We start from the raw sequence: 19,198 nt of genomic DNA, 5'->3' as shown, positions 1-19,198 counted from the left end.
GGGCCGTCCGCTGTCGAACGCCGATTGCGGACGGCCCTCGTGCGCACTACGCCCGCGGAATGACCTGAGAGTCCGCCCCCCGAACGATGCCGGCGCACGCCGCCGGCCCTAACGTCTGTCCCATGAAGACGCTCGTAGTCCTCGCCGTGCTGGCCGTGATCGGCGGGACGACCGCCTTCCTGGTCCACCAGAACGGCGGCTGGGCGGCGCTCACCGGCAAGTCCTGGGCCATCTCCTACGAGGTGACGACCGAGCCCGCCGCCGACACGCCCATGCAGGTCGAGTACCTGCAGAACGCGGACCGCTACAAGAAGGAATCCCCGCACGTCATCTCCAAGGCCTCGACGCTCCCGTTCAAGGCCGAGGTGATCATCAACGCCGGCGAGAAGGCCGGGGTGAGCGCGACACCCAACGGCAACCAGGTGCTGACGTGCCGCATCCTGCTGGACGACGAGAAGGTCCTGGCGACCGTGACCGGCGCGCCCGGCCAAAAGGTCGACTGCGAGACCACGACCGGCAGCTGAGAACCAATCACGCTGGACAAGCTGCTCGACGGTTCAGCCGGATGAACTGAACAGGACAAAACCACCAGACACATCGGATCTATACGCGCCTGAACACCCGTTACCGGCTAGATTCGGCATGTTGGCGCCTTGACCCATCGGGTCGATACTGCTTGTGTGACCCCGAGCACAGGGGGTCACATGACGACCAGCAGACGGCAGTTCTTCGGTCAGGCAGCGGCAGTCTCCGCAGGTGTCGCGCTGACCTCACCGGCGATGCAGGCCATCGCCGCCGAACCCGAGACCGGGCTGGTCGACGTCGCGTTCAAGGTCAACGGCGAACGCACGAAGCTCAGCCTCGACCCGCGCGTCACGTTGCTCGACGCTCTGCGAGAACGCCTCGGGCTCACCGGCACCAAGAAGGGCTGCGATCGCGGGCAATGCGGCGCCTGCACGGTGCACGTGGACGACCGGCGCGTGCTGTCGTGCCTGACCCTCACGGCTTCCTTGCAGGGCAAGGAGGTCACCACGATCGAGGGCATCGCGCACGGCGACGAGCTGCATCCGGTCCAGCAGGCGTTCATCGACCACGACGGCTTCCAGTGCGGGTTCTGCACGTCCGGCCAGATCATGTCCGCGGTCAAGGTCGTCGGAGAGCGCGAGATCCGCACCGACGACCAGATCCGCGAGGCGATGTCCGGCAACATCTGCCGCTGCGGCGCCTACCCGAACATCCTGGAAGCCATCAAGCAGGCCAAGGACGGTCGCTGATGCGCGCCTTCGACTACACGACACCCTCGACCGTCGGCGACGCCCTGAAACTCGCCAAGCCGGGCTCCGCGTTCCTCGCGGGCGGCACCACCCTGGTCGACCTGATGAAGCTCGACGTCATGACCCCCGAGCGGGTCATCGACGTCAACTCCCTGCCACTAAAAGGAATCCGACTCCACCAAGGCGCTCTCCGCATCGGGGCGCTGGAGCGGATGAGCGACGTCGCCGCGCATCCGATCGTGCACCCGATGATCTCCCGCGCCCTGCTGCTCAGCGCGTCCGGCCAGATCCGGAACATGGCCAGCATCGGCGGAAACCTCATGCAACGCACCAGATGCGACTACTTCCGCGACGCCACCTCACCGTGCAACAAGCGGCGACCGGGCAGCGGCTGCCCAGCGCTCACCGGCGTCAACCGCAACCACGCCATCCTCGGCACCAGCGACCACTGCGCCGCCACCCACGCCAGCGACGTCGCCGTCGCGTTCGTCGCCCTCGACGCCGAAGTCGTACTCCGAAGCAAGGACGGCGACCGAACCCTGCCACTCGAAGACTTCTACCGACTCCCAGGCAGCACCCCTGATCGCGAGAACGCCCTCAACCCCGGTGAACTCATCGCCGAGATCATCGTGCCCGCCCTCCCCTGGCGCTCCACCTACCTCAAGATCCGAGACCGCCAGTCCTACGAGTTCGCACTCACCTCCGTCGCCGCCGCCATCAACCTCAAACGCGGTGTCATCCAGGACGTCCGCCTGGCAGCGGGCGGAGTCGGCACGAAACCCTGGCGACTGCGAGCCGTCGAAGAGGCGTTGAAAGGCAGCGTCGCAATGGAACGCACCTTCGCCGACGCCGCAGAACACGCAGTGGACGGAGCACGCCCACTGGCGCACAACAAGTTCAAGACGAGCCTGCTCAAGCGAACAATCGTCCGCGCGCTCCTCGACGTGGCAGGTGTCCGATGATCGGCAAGGACGTCGACCGAGTGGACGGCCGGATCAAGGTCACCGGCACCGCACCCTACGCCGCCGACACCAAGATCCCCGGCCTCACCTACGGCTACCTGGTCACCAGCACCATCGGCAAAGGCCAGATCACCGGCATGGACACAACAGCCGCACTGGCCTCCCCCGGCGTGCTGGCGATCTACACGCCCTTCAACCCGCTCAAGCTCTTCGCCTACGTCCAGGAACAGAACGACGAACGCTTCCCTCCCCTGCAGGACAAGGAAGTCCGGTTCCACGGCCAGGCCATCGGTTTCGTGGTCGCGGAGACGTTCGAACAGGCCAGAGACGCCGCAAGCCTCGTCACGACGACCTACCAGCAACAACAGCCCGTCACCGAGTTCCCCGGGCGCACCCTGGCCCAGTTCGAAGAGGTAGAAGAGGTTCTGGCAGAAGGGGTCCAGTCGATCACCCAGGTCGACGGCGAGATCACCTTCACCGCGAGCTACACCTCACCGTTCCAGCACCACTGCGCGATGGAACCGCACGCGACCGTGGCCACCTGGAACGGCGACCACCTGACCGTCTACACGGTGTCGCAGGGCGCGGTGCTGGTGCAGCGCAGGCTCTCCGAGACGCTCGGCCTCGACCCGGCGAAGATCCACGTGCTCAGCCCGCACGTCGGCGGCGGCTTCGGCGGCAAGTGGGGCAACTGGGCCCAGGTACCGCTGGCCTGCGCGGCCTCCAGAGCACTCAACCGGCCGGTCAAGGCAGTGCTCACCCGCGAACAGGTCTTCGCGATGGCCGGACACCGCCCGATGACCAAGCAGACGATCTCGATGACCTGCACGGCCGACGGCAAGCTGACCGCCATCACCAACGACGGCGTGACCAGCCGCGGCCTGGGCGGCAACTTCTCCGAGTCCGTGGCGAACTGGACACTGACCACCTACGCCAGTCCGAACATCCGCGTCACCAAGACGATCGTGCCGTTGAACCTCGGCGCCGCCACGGTGATGCGCGCACCGAACGAGGCGAACGGCTCGTTCGCGTTGGAAAGTGCGATGGACGAACTGGCCGAACAACTCGGCATCGACCCGCTCGAAATCCGGCTGCGCAACTACGCGACCTTCGTGCCGAACACCGGGAAACCGTGGTCCGCCAAGCATCTCGACGAATGCTACCGGCGCGGAGCCGAGGAGTTCGGCTGGGCGAAACGACCCCGCAAACCACGCGCGACCCAGGACGGCGACTGGCTAGTCGGCACCGGCATGGGCACCGCCACCTACGGCGCCTCCCGCGGCCTGGCCTCCATCAAGGTGCGCCTGCACGCGAACGGCACCGCCTCGGTGTCCGGCACCGCAGCGGACCTCGGCACCGGCCAGTACACCGTGTTCGCCATCCTGGCCGCCGACGAGCTCGGCATCCCGGTCAACCGAATCAGACCCGAACTCGGCGACTCCACCTCCCCCGTCGCCGCCAACGCCGGCGGCTCGAACTCGACCTGCACCAACGGCCCGGCCGTCCAGGTGGCGGCGAAGGCGGTCCAGACCGAGCTGATCACGCTCGCCACCACCAACCCACGATCACCGTTCCACGGCAAGGAAGTCCAATACCGCAACGGAAGCGTGTCATCCGGCGGCCTCACGATGAGCTTCGGCACGCTGCTCACCACGTGTGACGTCGGCGGCGTCGAAGCCATCGGCACCTCACCGCGACTGGTCGACCCTGAGCACGGGTTCCGTTCGTTCGGCGTGCACTTCTGCGAGGTCCGCGTGCACCGGTTGACCGGCGAACCGCGCGTGACCCGCTGGCTCTCCGTCTGCGACGCCGGCACGATCATCAACGCCAAGGCGTCGCGCAGCCAGATCCAGGGCGCCGTGATCATGGGCATCGGCCAGGCGCTGCTCGAGTCGACCGAGCTCGACCACGCCACCGCGCGCTTCAGCAACGCCAACCTCGCCTCGTACCTGGTGCCCGTGCACGCCGACATCCCGCCGATCGACGTCCGGTTCCTGGACCGCCCGGACCCGGTGATCAGCGGGCTCGGCGCGAAGGGCATCGGCGAGCTCGGCATCGTCGGGGTGGCCGGCGCGATCGCGAACGCCGTCCACCACGCCACCGGCGTCCGGGTTCGCGATCTGCCGATCACGCTGGAGAAACTCCTCGGCTAGACGTTGTCGACGTGCTCCACACCCGAACCGCGGTAGGTCTGCACCGCGGACTTCACCTGGGCCGGGCTCAGCACCTGGTCCTCGGCGAAGTACACGTAGTCGACGTCCTGCTGGTAGGCGCGTTCACCGGAACCACCGACCAGCCCACCGGAGATGAACCACAGGTTGAAGTTGATCGACATCGGCGTCTCCGGGTAGTACTTGTCGCCGTGGTCGGCGACCTGCACGCCGTCGATGAAGTACTTCACCCGGCCACCGCTGACCTGGAACACCAGGTCGTGCCAGCCGTTGTAGCTCTGCCGCTGCTCGTTGTGGATGTTGTCGGCGACCCACGGCTCGTTCTGGTAGGTCTCCCAGGTGGTCTCGTACATGATGTTGGCCGGTTCGCCCCAGCCGCCGTTGGGCAGGTACTCGAAGTCGATCTCGCCGTAGTTCGGGTCCATCGGCGCGTTCAGCGGCGTGATCGTGAAGAACGTCTGCACGACGTGGTCGCCGTCCGGGCCGAACACCGGCGCGTCGGAGAACCGCACCCTGGCCGCGTAGGTGCCCTCGAAGAACTTCCGTTGGTGGTACATCTCGGTCTGCCGAGCGGCAGAGCCGTTGTTCCACGAGTCGAGGCGCATGACCTTCGAGCCGTCGACGGTCGGGAACGTCACGCGCGACGGATCCCATTCCGCGCCAGGCACACCAGGACCGCCACCGCCCGAACGAACGGTCCAGCCGCGCTGGCTGATGCGGGAGTCCGAAGAGCTGGTGTAGCTGAAGTCGTCGAACATCGTGGGGCCGTTGGGGTTCGGCGGCGTAGAGGTGGTTGTGGTGGGCGGGCTTCCGCCGGGCGGAATGCCCCACAGCAACGTGCCACCGCGGTACACGGCCACGCGGTTCCACGCCGAGTACGTGCTCTCGCCGCGGAACGAGTAGTCGTCGGACTGGGTGATCGGGCCCCAGTTCGACCGGTAGAACCGCAGCTGCAGGTCACCGGAGTCCGCGCCAGGAGCCAGGTTCCCTGCGCCGCCGGTGAAGCCGACCTCCAGGTAGCGGTCCGCGGCACCACTCAAGTTGCCGAACGTGCCGGTGACGTTCGCGCAGCCGCGGACCGCCCACGAGCAGGCGAAGCGGTAGCCGACGTCCGGCTGCTCGCTGCGGAAGTAGTAGCGGATCTTCACCTCCGACAGCGGCACGGTCGTGGTGCCGGAGTTGACCAGCTTGAACCACGGTTCGACCTGGTCGGTGGTCGCACCGGACGCGCTCGTCCGGTACTGGGCGGTGAGCGCGTCGGCCGCGAAGGCGTTGGGTGCCACGGCTAATGCGGCCACAGCCAACGCCGCACAGGAAGCGGCTATGAGTGCTCGCAAGGTTCTCTCCTCACATCGGCAGGGACGGACAGTTCGGCGAGCCTTGATGAGTGGTGGCGCATCCGGGTGGTGAAGCCCTGCCACTCAGGACGCTGGGACCAGAGGGTGTCGGCCAGCGCGACGAGACGTGGAAACGCCAGGTACTCCAGGTGTTCTCGGGTGCGGGCGTGCTCGGTCCACAGCTGGCACTGCGCTCCGAGCACGCCGTCGGGCAACGGCACGTGGTAGACGTCGCGAGTGGTCACGACGAAGCCGGGCTGGCCGGCAGGTTCGTGTGGGCCGTCCGACTGCGGATAGTCGAGGTAGGTGGACGTGTGCGGAGCCATCACGACGGCCTGGCCGCGCTCCAACGCTGCGGAAGCCTGCGATTCGTCCTTCCACGGCATCACAAGTGCGCGTGGATCACCGGTCGGCTCCCAGGCAGCCGGAACGCGGCCTCGGTCCAGCAGGTACTTGCCGGCCTGCCTCAAGAACTTGCCGTGCACCTCCGCAGGTAGCAGGCATTCGTCGCCACCGATGTGGATGTACTCGCCGGGGAACACCTCCAGCACCTCGGCCAGCACCTCGCGCACGAACCCGAGCGCGTGCATCCCGAACGCGGAATCGCTGATCCCCCAACGGGTCCAGACGGGCTGCGGTTCCGGCGCGATCCCGAGGTCCGGGTAGGCCGCCAGCGCCGCACGGGCGTGCCCAGGCATCTCGATCTCCGGCATGATCCGGATGCCGCGTTCGGCCGCGTGCGCGACGAGACCTTCCAGCTCGCCGCGCGTGTACGCGCCACCGTGCGGCGTGCCGTCGCCGTTGGTCTCCGTGCGCCAGCCGCCGATCGAGGTCAGCAGCGGACGACTCGGGATCGGCATGCGCCAGCCCTGGTCGTCGGTCAGGTGCAGGTGCAGGACGTTGAGCTTGTGCAACGCCATCAGGTCGATGAACCGCCGCACCACGTGCACCGGCTGGAAGTGCCGGGCGACGTCGAGCATGAACCCGCGCCACGGCAGCCTCGGCACGTCCCGGATGTCCACCCCCGGCAACGTCCAGTCCACATCGGACACCCGCGACGACCGCAGCGTCTCGACCGGCAGGAGTTGGCGAAGAGTCTGAACACCATGAGCCAGACCGGCTGAGGTTCCGGCCCGCAGCAGAACGCCGTGCTCGTTGACGGTCAGCGCATAGCCCTCCGCGCCGAGCCCGACCAGCTTGGCGTCCAGCGCGATGACGATCTGGCCGTAATCCGCGATCGGCAGCGGCAAGCCGGTCGCGGGCCTCAACGAGGACCTGAGCAGCCGGGCCGCGGGCTCGGCACCAGGTGTGACCCGCACGGACGTGCCGCAGTCCAGCGTGAATCCCTTGCTGCGACGCACGACCCGCGTCGGCTCGGGCACGATCATCCCTTCACCGCCCCTCCGACGATGCCGGTGGTCACCCGGCCCTGCAGCACGAGGAAGATCAGCAGCACCGGCAGCATGAACAGCGTCGAGGCGGCCATCGTGGCGCCCCAGTCGGTGCCGAAGGTGTTGTTGAACGACGACAGCCAGACCGGCAGCGTGCGGTCGTCCTGGTCCTTGATGATCAGCACGTTGGCGAAGGCGAACTCGTTCCACGCGGTGATGAACCCGAACAGCGAAGTTGCCAGCAGACCGGGCGCCAGCAGCGGGAACACCACCCGCCGGAACGCCTGCCCGCGCGAGCAGCCGTCGACCTGCGCCGCCTCCTCCAGATCGGCCGGGATGGCGGCGAGAAAGCCTCGCAGCGTCACGATCGTGAACGGCAGCGTGATCATGAAGTAGACCAGCGTGAGCATCCAGAGCGTGTCGAGCATCCCGGTGTCGCGAGCGATCACGTAGATCGGGATGAGCAACGCCTCCCACGGCGTCATCTGCGCGATGAACACCATCAGGATGAACCCGCGCCGCCCCTTCCACTGCAGCCGCGCGACCGCGAACGCCGCCAGCAAAGCCACCAGCAACGCCAGCAGCACCGCCCCGCCCGCGACCAGGAGACTGTTGCGCCAGAACGAGAAGAAGCCCTGAGCCGCCACCGCCGTGCCGAAGTGCTCGAACGTGATCGAGGCCGGCAGGAACGTCGGCGTCGCGCTCTGGATGTCCTTCGTGGGCTTGAAGGCGGTGAGCACCATCCAGTACACGGGAAAGACGGAGACGATGAACACCAGCAGCGCCGCGACCGTGCGCGCGATCCGGCTCATGTTTCCCGCTCCTGCCGGTAGAGCTGGCGGAAGTACGCCAGCAGCGCGAGCACGAGCAGCACCACCATGAGCATCGACACGGCCGCGCCCAGGTCGTAGCGCTGCAACGACTGCGCGACCTGGAACGCGTAGACCGGCAACGTCGTGGTGGCCTGTCCCGGACCGCCCTGGCTGATCACCCAGATCTGCACGAACGCCTTGACCACCCAGATCACCTCAAGGCAGGTGATCAGCCCGAACATGGCCCGCAGCACGGGAAACGTGATGGTCGAGAACACCCGCCACGCGCCCGCACCGTCGATCCGCGCGGCCTCGTACAGCTCCTGCGGCACGGTGATCATCGCTGCGTACAGCGACAACGCGGCGAACGGGATCGACTGCCAGACGATCAGCGTCACCAGAATCCCGAACGTCGCCTCGCCGTCCGCGAACCACGTGTAGTCGCGGTACTCCTCGAAACCCAGCGCCACCAGCGCCCAGTTCACGACACCGAGCCGGGACTGGAAGAGCCACTGGAACACCGTGGTCGCGGCGATGATCGGCGTCGCCCAGGTGAGCACGAGCCCGCCCATCACGAGCAGCCTCAACCACTTCCCGAGCCGCACCAGCAACAACGCCACCAGCGTGGACAGCACCATGATCAGCACGACGTTGATCGCGGTGAACCACAGCGTCCTGCGCACCACGGCCCAGAACTCCGGATCGGCGAGCACCCGCGCGTAGTTCGCCAGCCCGACGAACTTCGCGTCCCCGCGCACCAGCTGCGGCAGCCCGAACTCCTGCAGCGAGATGATCACGTTGCGCACCAGCGGGTACAGCAGCAGGTATGCGGTCGCGACCAGCGTCGGCGTGATCAGCAGGTACGGCAGCACCACGCGCTTGCGGCGCCGGGGCGCAGGTGGTGCCGCCACCTGCGCCGGCCGTTCCACCAGGAGCGTCACTTGCCCGAGTTGAGCGCTTGAGTGATCACTTCATCGGCCTTTGCCGCCGCGGCAGCAGGATCCGTGCCGGTCAGCACCGCGGTCTGGAACTCCTTGATCGGGTTGCGGGCCTCGACCGCGCCCCAGTTCGGCGAGTTCGGCGTCGCGTGCCCGTTCGCCGCACCGACCGCCATCGCCGCGGTTCCGGGATCCCCGCCCACCGACTGCGCCAGCGACCTGCGGTTCGGCACGTAGTTCATCGCCTTGGCGAGCTCGATCTGCCACTTCTCGCCGGCCAGCGCCTTCACGACCTCGTAGGCACCATCTTGACGGGACGAAGACAGCGGGATGATCAGGTCGGAGCCACCGGTGAACACCGCGCCGGGCTTGTCCGCGGTCTTGCCGGGGATCGGGAAGAAGCCGATCTTGCCCTCCAGCTCGGGGTTCGCCTTGGTCACGAGCTTGGCCGCGCCGGGCACCGCGATGAACTGCGCGACCTTGCCGCCCGCCACCACGTCGGTCTGCTGCGGCTTGGCCTCGTCGGAGTCCTTCGGCCCGTCGCCGAGCGCCTGCAACTTCCGGTAGAAGTCCATGCCCGCCAACGCTTGCGGCGTGTTCAGCGAGCCCTTCCACCTGTCCGCGCCGTCGCGGCCGGCGAGGTCACCGCCCTCGTCCCAGATGAACCCGGACAGCGTGTACCAGTTCTGACCGGGCAGGTAGATGCCCTGCTGGTCGCCCTGATCGAGCTTCTGGGTCGCCTGAAGCCACTCGTCGCGGGTCTTGGGCGGCGTGACCCCGGCGGCCTCGAACAGGTCCTTGCGGTAGATCACGACCCGGTTGGCCGCGTAGAACGGGATGCCGAACTGCTTGCCGTCGACCTTGCCGGGTTCGGACAGGCCCGGAATCCAGTCCGCGCCACCGAGCTCGCCGACCTTGCCGGACAGGTCGGTGACGCCCTTGCTGGCCGCGTACTGCGCGACCTGCGTGTTGCCGACCTCGATCACGTCCGGCGGATCGGTGCTGGCCAGAGCACTGGTCACCTTCTGCGTGATGCCGTTCCACTCCTGGATCTGGATCTTCAGGTCGAGGTTCGCGTGGTCGCGTTCGAACTCGCTCTCGAACTTCGACACGAACTCCGCGGTGGCCGTGTCCTTCATGAGCCACACGGTGATCTCCTGTTTCTCACCCCCTCCCGCGGACGTGCCGCAGGCGGACAGCGTGAGCGCCAGGACGAGCAGAGCGGCGGAGCGCGACACGACTCACCTCTCACCGGGATATGACCAATTGGTCAGGTCCAACGAAGTGAGGTAGAAAGTGGCATAGACCACTTCTCGCGTCAATAGCCAGGTTGGAGGCGTGAGAGCGCTCTCGATCTTCGGCGGAGTGGTTACTTACCACTGGTATGCGATACTGGCCGCCGACGAAGCGGAGAGGCATGGGCGAAGCGATCCTGAAGCGCGAACGGGTCCGGGACCACCTGCTGGAACTCATCGAGACCCACCCGGCGGGCGCTCCGATCCCCGCCGAACGCGTGCTGTGCCAACAGCTCTCGGTCTCGCGCCCGACCGTGCGCTCAGCGGTGGAGGAACTGGTCAACACCGGTCTGCTGATCCGCCAGCACGGCCGCGGCACGTTCGTGGCCAGGCCGAAGATCGCCCAGGAGATGGTGTCCGGCCCGATGTCGCTGCCCCAGGCGTCGGGCACCTGGGAGAGCCGAGTGCTCGAACACGCTCGCATCCCGGCCGGCGCCCGCGTGGGCCGCCGCCTGCACCTGTCCCCCGCTGCCGAGATCCACTACATCGCCCGCCTGCGCCTGGTCGACGGCGAGCCGATGGCGATCGAGTACCTGCACGTCCCGACCGAGGTCGCGCCCGCGTTGACGTTGCACGACATGGAATCCGGCGACTTCTACGAACGGCTGCGCGAACACGGGGTGAAGGTGAGCGAGGCCGTCCAGTCGATCGAACCCACCGTGACCAACGAGTCCGAAGCTGCCCTGCTCGCCGTGCCCGTGTTCGCGCCCGCCCTGTTGTTCGAACGGCTCACCACCGATGCCGAGGGCCGGCAGGTGGAGTACGTGCACTCGATCTACCGCGGTGACCGGTACAAGATCGTGTCGCGCCTGACCTTCTGAACTTACTTGTACGGCACCGCGAAGACGTGGCTCATGTCCGAGTCGTGCGTCGTGGTCGACCGCCGCGAGTCGGTCAGGTTGAGCGCCGTGCCCTGGATCCCGCCGGTCTCCCCGCCCAGCCACTGTACGAGCACGTAGGCGTTGAACCTCGGGATGCAGCCGTCGCCGGTGCGGACCTCGAAGTTCGGCTTGTTCAGCGGCACAACGATGTGATGCACGTAGTAGGGCACGTCGAGCGTCGCGCTGGCCGAGGAATCCTGGTGGCACAACGACCCGTCGGCCTTCCACTGGTTGACGAAGAGCGTGAACCTCGCCTTCGACGACTTCGACTTGTCGCACTCGGCGCCGGGGTGGCAGACCATGTACTCGTTGTCCCCGAACACACTCAGGCCCTTGAAGCCCGGCGCGAGGTCGAACGTCGGCAGCAGCGGCTCGCGGGCGACGGTGTTCCCGGAGTTCAGGTGGATCACGCCCTGAGAGGTGCTCTTCTGGATCGGCTCACCGCGGGTGTTGTTGTCGACCGACGTGTCGGCGAACCGCATCGACCCGCCGACCAGCTGCACCGTCGAGTTGTCCCAGCCGAGTGAGGCGGTCCGGATGTAGGCCGTGCACGTGACCTCGGCGGCGACCCCGGGGTGCACCAGGAACCGGGTGGTCAGCGTGACGTCCTCCCACTCCGGCTGCGAGCCGCCCTTCTTGTAGACGTTCTGTCCCATCACCATGTTCTTGCTGCCGCCCGCCCACGTGCAGACGACCTCGTTGTCGAACAGCGTGCGGACCGTCGCGGAGTTCACCCGCATCACCGAGACGACGTAGGCGGTCTGGGTGCTGGTCATCGGCAGCGAGACCTGGCCGAGCTCCACGACGTTCTGGTCTGAGGAACCGTCACGGGGAATGCCGGGTCCCAGCACGCTGCGCGGCTCGAACCCGACACTCGTGGCCGCCGTGGCAACAGGGACGTGCACAGCCAGCATTGCCGCGGTGAGGGCGATCAGCAGGGACAGCGCTCTTCTCATGCCTCCTGCCTAACAGTCGGCTCTACATGCCCTCTACACGACCTTCGATCACAACTTCCGCAGGTCGACCGCCTCGGCCATCGCCTTGTACCCGGCGTCGTTCGGGTGCAGGTGGTCGCCGGAGTCGAACGCGGGCCGCAACATGCCGGGATCCGCCGGGTCACGCAGCGCCGCGTCCATGTCGATCACGCCGTCGAAGATCCCGGCGGTCCGGATGAACTCGTTGACGGCAAGCCGGATCTCCTCACGTTCGGGCGTGTAGGTGCGCCAGCCCTTCCACGGCGTCATGGTGCCGACGACGACCCGCACGCCCGCCGCGTGGCCGCGTTCGACGACCTGGCGCAGGCCCATGATCAGCTGCTCGGCCGGGACGGTGCTCTGGATGTCGTTGATGCCTTCCACGAGCACGACCGTGCGCACACCCGCCCTGGTCAGCGCGTCGCGGTCGAGGCGAGCGAGGGCGTTCTGACCGGCGGTGGGGTTCGTGCCCTGGCTGGCGAGGCGGTTGGCGCTGATGCCGGCGTTGAGCACCCCGTACCGCAACGGCGCGGGCCGCTGCGCGAACCGGTCGAAGAGCTGGTCGGGCCAGCGCAGGTTGGCGCCCCTGGTCGACCAGGCGCCGTCGGTGATCGAGTCGCCGAACGCAACGATCGCGCCGCGCGCCCGTGAGTCGCGGACCTCGACCCCGCTGACGTAGTGGAACGACGTGGTGGCCGCGGCGAACGGGGTGCCGGTCTCGTCGGCGGCGTGGTCGCCCGTGGCGAAGTAGTTCTCGCGGTAGGCCTGCGGGTGGTAGGTCGCCGGGCCCGACTCCTGAGGTGTGTAGACGGTGACGGCGAGGTCCGCGTCCGCCGGCACGGTCAGGTTCACCGCGTCGCTCACGACCTCCGCGCCCACCGGGATGGTGACGTTCGGGAGGCCGCCGAACGTGACCGCGCGCATCGAGCCGGGGACCGTCGACGCAGCGCCCGTCGACAGCGCCACCGTCACGTGGCTCATCAGGACAGGCGCTGTACCGAACGCGTTGGAAAGCCTGACCCGCGCGGCTTTCCCGCCGATGCTCGTGTGCACGACGTTGCGGATCGTCTTGTTCGGATGGCCGGTCTCCGTGCCGACCTGGGCGCTCGCCGGCGCCGTCTGCCACGTCCCGATCCACTCCGGTCCGTGGCTCGCCGGCTCAGCGACTGCTGAACCGCCCAGGACGAGCGCGAGAACCGCCACACCTACGGCTGACCGCATACCGACACCACCCTTTGGCCGTGGCGGCGGCGATCGCAACCGTAACTCATCCCGTGAAGCGCGCGGCCTCGCTGTCGATGAAGATCTGCGCGCGTTCAAGGGTGTGCGAGCCGTAGGTTCCACCCGCGCGGGCGTCCAGCAAGGCGTTCTGCTGGGCGTCCATCATCAGACGTTGCAGCTCGCGGCGTTGCTGCAGCGGGCTGTCCGGATCCTGCTCAGTCAGCATCTTCTCGATCGCCTCGGCGGTGACGAGGCCGCGCTTGCGTGCCTGTTCGAGCAGCTTGTCGTCGAACGGCTTGCCGTTCTCCCGGGCCAGCGTCGAACTCTCCAGCAACGCCTGCGTCGCCCCGATCAGCTCACCCGCCAGCCGCGCGTACTCGCGGCGCTCGTGCTCCTCGTCGTTACCGCGGATGCCCAGGATCTTGATGAGCAGCGGCAACGACCCGCCCTGCAGCACCAGCGTGACGATCGCGACGGTGAACGCGATCAGGATGAGCTCGGCCCGATGCGGGACGTCGTTGGGCAACGACTGCGCCGCCGCCAGCGTGACCACACCACGCATCCCCGACCACGCCAGCACCGCGCCACCCCGCCAGCCGAGGCCTTCGCTGGCGTAGAAGTTCACGTCGGCCTGCTTGCGCTGCAGGGCTCTCGTCGCCCGGTCGAACCGCTCCTCGTTGCCAGGACTCGGACCACGCGCGGTGAAGCGGTCCAGCATCGTCTCGATCTTGCCGCTGAGCTGGTCCGCCCGGCGTTGCTGATGACGCAGCGCCGCGATCAACGGCACGACGAAAACCACCCGCAGCACGATCAACGCGGCTGTGGCGAGGAGTCCGACCACGACCGCCCTGCCCAGCCCGTCGTCCGCCACGTCGCTGACCACCGACGTGAGCTCGAAGCCCATCAACAGGAACACGCCGTTCTCCAGCAACAACTGGATGGTGCGCCAGTTCGTGCGCTCGGAGATCCGGTCGTGCGCGGTGAACCGCTTCGCACTCTGGTGCCCGGTGATCAGCCCGGCCGTGACGACCGCGATCACCCCGGACGCGTGCAGCTCCTCGGCCGGGATGAACGCGAGAAACGGCACCACGAACGAGATCGCCGTCGTGAGCACCGGCTGGTCCTGGATCCGCGACCGCACCCACACCGACGCCGCGCCCACCACGGCCCCCACCGCAATGCCGACGACCACGGCGAACGCGAAGTCGCCCAACGCACTGGCGAACGACACACTGGCCGCAACAGCCGCGATGGCCGTGCGCATCAACACGAGCGCCGTGGCGTCGTTGACCAGCCCCTCACCCTCCAGGATCGTGACGAGCCGCGGCGGCAACCCCAGCCGCTTGCCGATCGAGGTCGCGGCGACCGCGTCCGGCGGACTGATCACCGCCCCGAGCGCCAGCGCCGTCGCGAACCCGACATCGGGCAGCAGCCACCAGATCAGCAGCCCGGTCCCGAACGCCGACCCGGCCACCAGCAGCACCGACAGCGACCCGATGGTCCTGAGGTTGCGCCGGAAGTCCACCACCGGCACGTTCACCGCCGCCGAGTAGAGGATCGGCGGCAGCACGACCACGAGAATCCAGTCCGGCTCGACGACCACGTGCGGCGCGCCGGGCACTTGACTGCACGCCATGCCGACCAGCACGAGCAGCACGGGCGCCGCGACCCCGAGCTTCGGCGCGGCGTACGACACCGCCACGATGATCAGCACGGCCGCGACGGCGAGCAACGCCAGTTCCTGCATGACGTGCAGTTTGTCCGATGGTCGCGGATCTTGCCCGTGGAGGTTGGTTACGCACCCGCCCGTCCCGGCGATATGGACGAAATGGGACAGACCATCGTTGCCATCGTGGCGGCCGTCATCGCCGCGGGCAGTCTCGGCGTGGCGATCCTGCAGTACCTGCTGGCGAAGCAGAAGGCCAAGACCGACAGCCAGCGGCTGGCCGAGTTGGCAGAACGGCTGCGCACCGCCGTGACAGCGGCCAGAGCCGGCGTCGAGGCGACGGACCTGATCGTGCAACGCACCAAGCAGTCCGACACGACCATGGCCGAGATCCGCAACATCGCCCGGGTCACCAGAGGTTCGCTGACGTTGCTGCGCGACCAGTTGCAGGTCGAGGAACGCAACGCCGGGCAGGACGCGCGGCGGCTCTTCACGAGCGAGGCGGCACCGAAGGACGGTGACGGTGACTCTCCCCAGTTGGCTGCCGGCTGACGCCCAGCCACCCGACGCGTACCCGCCGGTCGGACTCAGCCACCACGAGGCCCGCGGAGTGTGCGAGGGCGGAATGGGCCTGGTCTACTTCTGCGAGGTGGACGGGGATCCGGACAACCGCGTGGCGGTCAAGCGCTTGCGCCCGGAGATCGCGATCACCGCCGACGCACGGCAGAACTTCATCCGCGAGAGCTACCTCTGGCTGTCGCTCAAAGGCCATCCCAACATCGTGCCGGTGCTGTCGGCGCACTTGCGGCCCGTCGAGCCACCCGTCGTGATCGCCGAGTTCCTGCCACGCTCGCTGCGGGAGAAGCTCCGCAGCCGTCCCCGGTCGACCGCCGACGAGCTGATCGAGCTCGCCAGGGATCTCGTGGCCGGGCTGACCCACGCGCGGACGACGCTGGCCGGGTTCATCCACGGCGATCTCAAACCCGAGAACATCATGCTGAAGGACGACGGCACCGCGCTGATCTCGGACTTCGGGCTCGCCCGGTCGGTGGGCACCCCGGAACCGGGCTCAGCCGGCGAGTCCGGGAGCGTCGACCTCGCAGCCAGCGCCATGCACGTCGGCGGCACCCCGCTGTACATGGCGCCCGAGCAGATCCTGGGGTCCGTTGTGGACGCCAGCGACGTCTACGCGCTCGGCTGCGTCCTGCACGAGGCGGCGACCGGAAGTCCCACCTACGGCACACCCCGCGATGTCCCCGACTACCTGCTGCGGCACCTGCACAACCGGCCGAACGAGATCACGGCGGACCTGCCGGACCACCTGATCGCGCTCATCTTCGACTGCCTGCGCAAAGATCCGCGCGAACGGCCGACCCTCGCGGACCTGGAGAGCAGGCTGGGCCCCGGCCGGCAACGCGCAGGCCAGCCGGCGAGTGGTGGCCTGGTCAGTGCGGCGAACGGACTGCGCAACATCGGGGCGCCCCAGGACGCCAGACGGTTGCTCACCACCGCGCTCGCCAACCCGTCCCACGCCGTCGAGACCCAGACAGCGCTGATCACCCTCGCCGGCTGCCACAACGACGAGGGCGAGCCCGCCGCCGCGGTCGAGACCCTGGACCGGATCGACGAGAGCACGCTGACCAACGAGGCCCTCCAGGCGGCGTACTTCACCGAACGCGGCCGGGCAGCGATCCAGTCCGGAGCACCGGACGCGGCCGTGACCGCGTTGGCGCACTTCAAGAGGGCGATCGTCGACGAGCACACCAACAGCCGGGCCTGGGCCAACCTGGCGTTGACGTTCAAGCAGATCGGCGAGGACGAAGCGGCGCTGGGAGCGATGCTGGTCGCCATCAAGATCGCCGGCGACCTCGGCTACTTCCGGCAGTACGTCGCCTGGCTCGTCACCGCCCCGCCGCCCCGCCCGGACCCGGTCAAGATCGCCGACGTCGCCATCTCCATGCACCCGGCGAACCCGTACGCCTACAACCTCCGGGCGTTCGCGCTCGTCCGGACGATGATGGACGGGTCGAGCCCGGTGGACGAGGAGTCGCTGCGGCGACTGCTGCAGGACTACGACGTGGCCAGGTCCGGCGGAGTCGACAGCGAGAACCTCGTGCCGCTCGGGCAGCTGATCTCCTTCGTCTTCCAGCAGGCGGGCTACGAGACCGACTACCCGTTGCCGCCGCTCAGCACGTGATGTCCGTCGCGGTCGGTGCTCAGGCACAGCGAGCAGATCTCGCCACCGAGCGCGCTGGCCGTCATGTCCGGTCGCTCGTACGACTCCCGGCACACCACGCATTCGTACAACGACCCGCTCGGGTTCCCGTCCGCGTCGAGCACCGGTTCCTCGATCCCGTCATCGGTGCGACGCAGGTAGAACCGCCCACGCGTGAGCACCGCGAGCAACGGCGTCAGCACAATCGGAATCCCGACCGCCACCAACGGCGAGTAGGGCTGGATGCCGGCACCGAACAGTCCGAAGTAGACGGAGATGGACAGGATCGACGACGCGAGGAACGACCCGACACCGACGGGGTTGACCGCGTAGAGCATGCCGCGCCGGAACTCCGGCTGCTTCGGCGACAGCTTCAGCACGTACTTGTTGATCGCGATGTCGGCGGCGACCGTGACGACCCACGCCATCGCGCAGTTGGAGTAGAAGCTCAGCAGCTTGTTCAGGAAGCTGAACATGTCGGCTTCCATCAGCACCAGCGCGATCGCGAGGTTCACCAGCACGAACACGAGCCGGCCCGGATACCGCTTGGTGACGCGCGTGAACGAGTTCGTCCAGGCCAGCGAGCCGGAGTAGGCGTTGGTGACGTTGATCTTCACCTGGCTCAGCACGACCAGCACCAGCGCGAGCGGCACCACCAGCCACGGCGGCATGAACTGCTTGAACACCCCGGTGAACTGCTCGATCGGCTCGATCGCGGCCACGGCACCGACCGCGTCGAGCACGTAGACGGCCATGAACACGCCGATCGCCTGCTTCAACGCCCCGAACACGACCCAGCCAGGGCCGGCCATGATCGTCGCCGTCCACCACGCGCGCCGGTTCTCCGACGTCCGCGGCGGCATGAACCGCAGGTAGTCGATCTGCTCACCGATCTGGGCCATCAGCGACAGGCACACACCCGCGCCCAGCATCACCGAAGCCGTGCTGATGCCCTTGTCGCCGTAGGCCAGGAAGCGCTCGACGGAACCCGGATCCGCGATGACGAGGTAGAGCAGCGGCGCGACGATCAGCAGCAGCCACAACGGCAGCCCGAGCGCATAACGCAGGCCCTGCGCCATGATCGAGCCTTCGAGTGCGAAGAAGATGAACGTGAAGCTCGCGAAGATGACACTCGTGAGCACCGACCCGTAGTAGCCGAACCCGGAACCGCGGGTGATCAGGTCGAGGTCGATGTTGTACCGGGCCGCGTAGTAGGCCAGCGGGAACCCGGTCACGAAGATGACGATCGCCGCGAACCCGATGGCCAGCAGGGCGTTGCCGGTGCCGTGCGTCAGGCCGATCCCGGCGCCGATCGAGAAGTCCGCCATGTAGGCGATCCCGCCCAGCGCCGACGCCCCGACGACCGCGGGCGTCCAGCGCCGGTACGTGCGTGGCGCGAACCGCAGGGTGTAGTCCTCCGGCGTCTCCTTGGACGCTTCGAGCGCCGGCGCTCGCACCTCGTCGTCAACGGTCATGAGCCGTGACGTTGGGAAAGCCGAGTTCCGTCGATCACGCTCTCTGTGACGGCCGTGTGACGCTACGGTCATCGGTCATGGATGATCTCGTGGCGTTCATGAAGGAACGCAGGCGCGCCGACGAGGCGGCCGCGGCGGCCTGGGCGGAGCGGTCGGCGACGATCACGGCGTGGGCGCACAAGGTGGCAGCCCTCTTGACCAAGCACCAGATTCCGGCCGAGCAGACCCTCTACGACCGCAACGGCGACCAGAAGGTCCGGATCGCCGCCGGGTGGCTGATCCTGACGACTCGCACGCCGAGCGCCGCCCATCCCGGCGTGCTCAAGGACGCCGGGATCCTCCTGACGCCGTCCGGCGAGCTGTGGCAGTACGACAACGAGTGGCCGCTGTCCGCCCGCCTGACCGCGACGATCCCGGCGTTCCGCACCGCCGAGGGCGCCGCGCTCAAAGCCCGCTGCGAGTGGATCCTCGACAACGTCATCGAAGCGTTCGCGGACGCCCTCGACCGCCACGGCATCTCCGCAGAAGAACTGGAAACCCTCTAGCCTCGGGATTTCGTGTGATCTGAGGTGACACGCCCCTGAAC

17 protein-coding genes are annotated in these 19,198 nt (G+C 67.8%); 8 read left to right on the top strand and 9 right to left on the bottom strand.

Translation table 11 applies throughout. From position 1 onward, the window contains the following. Positions 1–122: 122 nt before the first annotated feature. The 4 genes from LFM09_RS07795 to LFM09_RS07780 all read left to right on the top strand — a co-directional run bounded on the left by LFM09_RS07795 (position 123) and on the right by LFM09_RS07780 (position 4,389). Complete coding sequence (locus tag LFM09_RS07795) at positions 123–524, top strand: hypothetical protein (protein WP_414095624.1); 402 nt, start codon at positions 123–125, stop codon at positions 522–524. A 255-nt stretch (positions 525–779) separates the two neighbouring features. Continuing rightward, positions 780–1,274, top strand: coding sequence for a (2Fe-2S)-binding protein (locus LFM09_RS07790; protein WP_414095974.1), 495 nt, complete (start codon positions 780–782; stop codon positions 1,272–1,274). Further along, positions 1,274–2,236: an FAD binding domain-containing protein gene (locus tag LFM09_RS07785; RefSeq protein ID WP_414095623.1), complete on the top strand. Its 963-nt coding sequence runs from the start codon at positions 1,274–1,276 to the stop codon at positions 2,234–2,236. Before LFM09_RS07790 ends, LFM09_RS07785 begins: the two co-directional genes overlap by 1 nt. After that, entirely contained in the window at positions 2,233–4,389 is a 2,157-nt protein-coding gene (locus LFM09_RS07780) for a xanthine dehydrogenase family protein molybdopterin-binding subunit (RefSeq protein ID WP_414095622.1), read from the top strand. The genes LFM09_RS07785 and LFM09_RS07780 overlap by 4 nt, the downstream gene beginning before the upstream one ends. Here the strand turns inward: LFM09_RS07780 and LFM09_RS07775 are convergent. The 5 genes from LFM09_RS07775 to LFM09_RS07755 are packed head-to-tail and all read right to left on the bottom strand — an operon-like array spanning position 4,386 to position 10,123. After that, positions 4,386–5,744 carry a cellulose binding domain-containing protein gene (locus LFM09_RS07775; protein WP_414095621.1) on the bottom strand — a complete coding sequence of 453 codons (1,359 nt, stop codon included), beginning with the start codon at positions 5,742–5,744 and terminating at the stop codon, positions 4,386–4,388. The two genes, LFM09_RS07780 and LFM09_RS07775, sit on opposite strands and share 4 nt — an antisense overlap. Beyond that, positions 5,729–7,132, bottom strand: coding sequence for a beta-N-acetylhexosaminidase (locus tag LFM09_RS07770; protein ID WP_414095620.1), 1,404 nt, complete (start codon positions 7,130–7,132; stop codon positions 5,729–5,731). Before LFM09_RS07770 ends, LFM09_RS07775 begins: the two co-directional genes overlap by 16 nt. Next, positions 7,129–7,947, bottom strand: a complete 819-nt coding sequence (locus LFM09_RS07765; RefSeq protein WP_414095619.1) for a carbohydrate ABC transporter permease — start codon at positions 7,945–7,947, stop codon at positions 7,129–7,131. Before LFM09_RS07765 ends, LFM09_RS07770 begins: the two co-directional genes overlap by 4 nt. Then, the gene (locus tag LFM09_RS07760; protein WP_414095618.1) at positions 7,944–8,888 is read right to left on the bottom strand and encodes a carbohydrate ABC transporter permease; all 945 of its coding nucleotides are present in this window, start codon (positions 8,886–8,888) and stop codon (positions 7,944–7,946) included. Before LFM09_RS07760 ends, LFM09_RS07765 begins: the two co-directional genes overlap by 4 nt. Continuing rightward, positions 8,885–10,123, bottom strand: coding sequence for an extracellular solute-binding protein (locus tag LFM09_RS07755; RefSeq protein ID WP_414095617.1), 1,239 nt, complete (start codon positions 10,121–10,123; stop codon positions 8,885–8,887). The genes LFM09_RS07760 and LFM09_RS07755 overlap by 4 nt, the downstream gene beginning before the upstream one ends. Positions 10,124–10,302: 179 nt before the next feature. On the opposite strand from LFM09_RS07755, the gene LFM09_RS07750 reads away from it, so the two are divergent. Beyond that, positions 10,303–11,001, top strand: a complete 699-nt coding sequence (locus LFM09_RS07750; protein WP_414095616.1) for a GntR family transcriptional regulator — start codon at positions 10,303–10,305, stop codon at positions 10,999–11,001. Positions 11,002–11,003: 2 nt separating this feature from the next. Here the strand turns inward: LFM09_RS07750 and LFM09_RS07745 are convergent, their stop codons facing one another. Genes LFM09_RS07745 through LFM09_RS07735 form a run of 3 tightly spaced genes read right to left on the bottom strand, consistent with a single transcriptional unit; the run spans position 11,004 to position 15,003 of the window. Further along, entirely contained in the window at positions 11,004–12,017 is a 1,014-nt protein-coding gene (locus LFM09_RS07745) for a hypothetical protein (RefSeq protein WP_414095615.1), read from the bottom strand. A gap of 48 nt (positions 12,018–12,065) precedes the next feature. Then, on the bottom strand, positions 12,066–13,256 hold the full coding sequence (locus LFM09_RS07740; protein ID WP_414095614.1) for an SGNH/GDSL hydrolase family protein: 1,191 nt from the start codon (positions 13,254–13,256) through the stop codon (positions 12,066–12,068). 46 nt (positions 13,257–13,302) lie between these two features. Beyond that, positions 13,303–15,003, bottom strand: coding sequence for a cation:proton antiporter (locus tag LFM09_RS07735; RefSeq protein ID WP_414095613.1), 1,701 nt, complete (start codon positions 15,001–15,003; stop codon positions 13,303–13,305). 81 nt (positions 15,004–15,084) lie between these two features. Between LFM09_RS07735 and LFM09_RS07730 the strand changes: the two genes are divergently transcribed. Together LFM09_RS07730 and LFM09_RS07725 are read left to right on the top strand one after the other, a co-directional pair. Beyond that, positions 15,085–15,474, top strand: a complete 390-nt coding sequence (locus tag LFM09_RS07730; protein WP_414095612.1) for a hypothetical protein — start codon at positions 15,085–15,087, stop codon at positions 15,472–15,474. Next, on the top strand, positions 15,446–17,119 hold the full coding sequence (locus LFM09_RS07725) for a protein kinase domain-containing protein (RefSeq protein ID WP_414095611.1): 1,674 nt from the start codon (positions 15,446–15,448) through the stop codon (positions 17,117–17,119). The genes LFM09_RS07730 and LFM09_RS07725 overlap by 29 nt, the downstream gene beginning before the upstream one ends. On the opposite strand, the gene LFM09_RS07720 is transcribed toward LFM09_RS07725, so the two are convergent. Next, positions 17,092–18,612 (bottom strand): purine-cytosine permease family protein, encoded by a 1,521-nt coding sequence (locus tag LFM09_RS07720; protein WP_414095610.1) that lies wholly within the window; start codon positions 18,610–18,612, stop codon positions 17,092–17,094. The genes LFM09_RS07725 and LFM09_RS07720 overlap by 28 nt on opposite strands. A 77-nt stretch (positions 18,613–18,689) precedes the next feature. Between LFM09_RS07720 and LFM09_RS07715 the strand changes: the two genes are divergently transcribed. After that, positions 18,690–19,157: a hypothetical protein gene (locus LFM09_RS07715; protein ID WP_414095609.1), complete on the top strand. Its 468-nt coding sequence runs from the start codon at positions 18,690–18,692 to the stop codon at positions 19,155–19,157. The last annotated feature ends 41 nt before the right edge of the window (positions 19,158–19,198 follow it).

Origin of the sequence: Lentzea alba (assembly GCF_047445655.1) — a bacterium.
Lineage (GTDB): Bacteria > Actinomycetota > Actinomycetes > Mycobacteriales > Pseudonocardiaceae > Lentzea > Lentzea alba_A.
Note: the sequence above shows the minus strand (reverse complement) of the source record. Positions and strands in the feature narration are given on the sequence as shown.

What these genes read in the sequence shown, in the direction of transcription:
- LFM09_RS07780 (WP_414095622.1), top strand. Translation starts at nt 2,233, where the DNA reads ATGATCGGCAAGGACGTCGACCGAGTGGACGGCCGGATCAAGGTCACC.
- LFM09_RS07740 (WP_414095614.1), bottom strand. Translation starts at nt 13,256, where the DNA reads ATGCGGTCAGCCGTAGGTGTGGCGGTTCTCGCGCTCGTCCTGGGCGGT.
- LFM09_RS07770 (WP_414095620.1), bottom strand. Translation starts at nt 7,132, where the DNA reads ATGATCGTGCCCGAGCCGACGCGGGTCGTGCGTCGCAGCAAGGGATTC.
- LFM09_RS07720 (WP_414095610.1), bottom strand. Translation starts at nt 18,612, where the DNA reads ATGACCGTTGACGACGAGGTGCGAGCGCCGGCGCTCGAAGCGTCCAAG.
- LFM09_RS07750 (WP_414095616.1), top strand. Translation starts at nt 10,303, where the DNA reads ATGGGCGAAGCGATCCTGAAGCGCGAACGGGTCCGGGACCACCTGCTG.
- LFM09_RS07730 (WP_414095612.1), top strand. Translation starts at nt 15,085, where the DNA reads ATGGGACAGACCATCGTTGCCATCGTGGCGGCCGTCATCGCCGCGGGC.
- LFM09_RS07790 (WP_414095974.1), top strand. Translation starts at nt 780, where the DNA reads ATGCAGGCCATCGCCGCCGAACCCGAGACCGGGCTGGTCGACGTCGCG.
- LFM09_RS07735 (WP_414095613.1), bottom strand. Translation starts at nt 15,003, where the DNA reads ATGCAGGAACTGGCGTTGCTCGCCGTCGCGGCCGTGCTGATCATCGTG.
- LFM09_RS07795 (WP_414095624.1), top strand. Translation starts at nt 123, where the DNA reads ATGAAGACGCTCGTAGTCCTCGCCGTGCTGGCCGTGATCGGCGGGACG.
- LFM09_RS07785 (WP_414095623.1), top strand. Translation starts at nt 1,274, where the DNA reads ATGCGCGCCTTCGACTACACGACACCCTCGACCGTCGGCGACGCCCTG.
- LFM09_RS07715 (WP_414095609.1), top strand. Translation starts at nt 18,690, where the DNA reads ATGGATGATCTCGTGGCGTTCATGAAGGAACGCAGGCGCGCCGACGAG.
- LFM09_RS07745 (WP_414095615.1), bottom strand. Translation starts at nt 12,017, where the DNA reads ATGAGAAGAGCGCTGTCCCTGCTGATCGCCCTCACCGCGGCAATGCTG.
- LFM09_RS07765 (WP_414095619.1), bottom strand. Translation starts at nt 7,947, where the DNA reads ATGAGCCGGATCGCGCGCACGGTCGCGGCGCTGCTGGTGTTCATCGTC.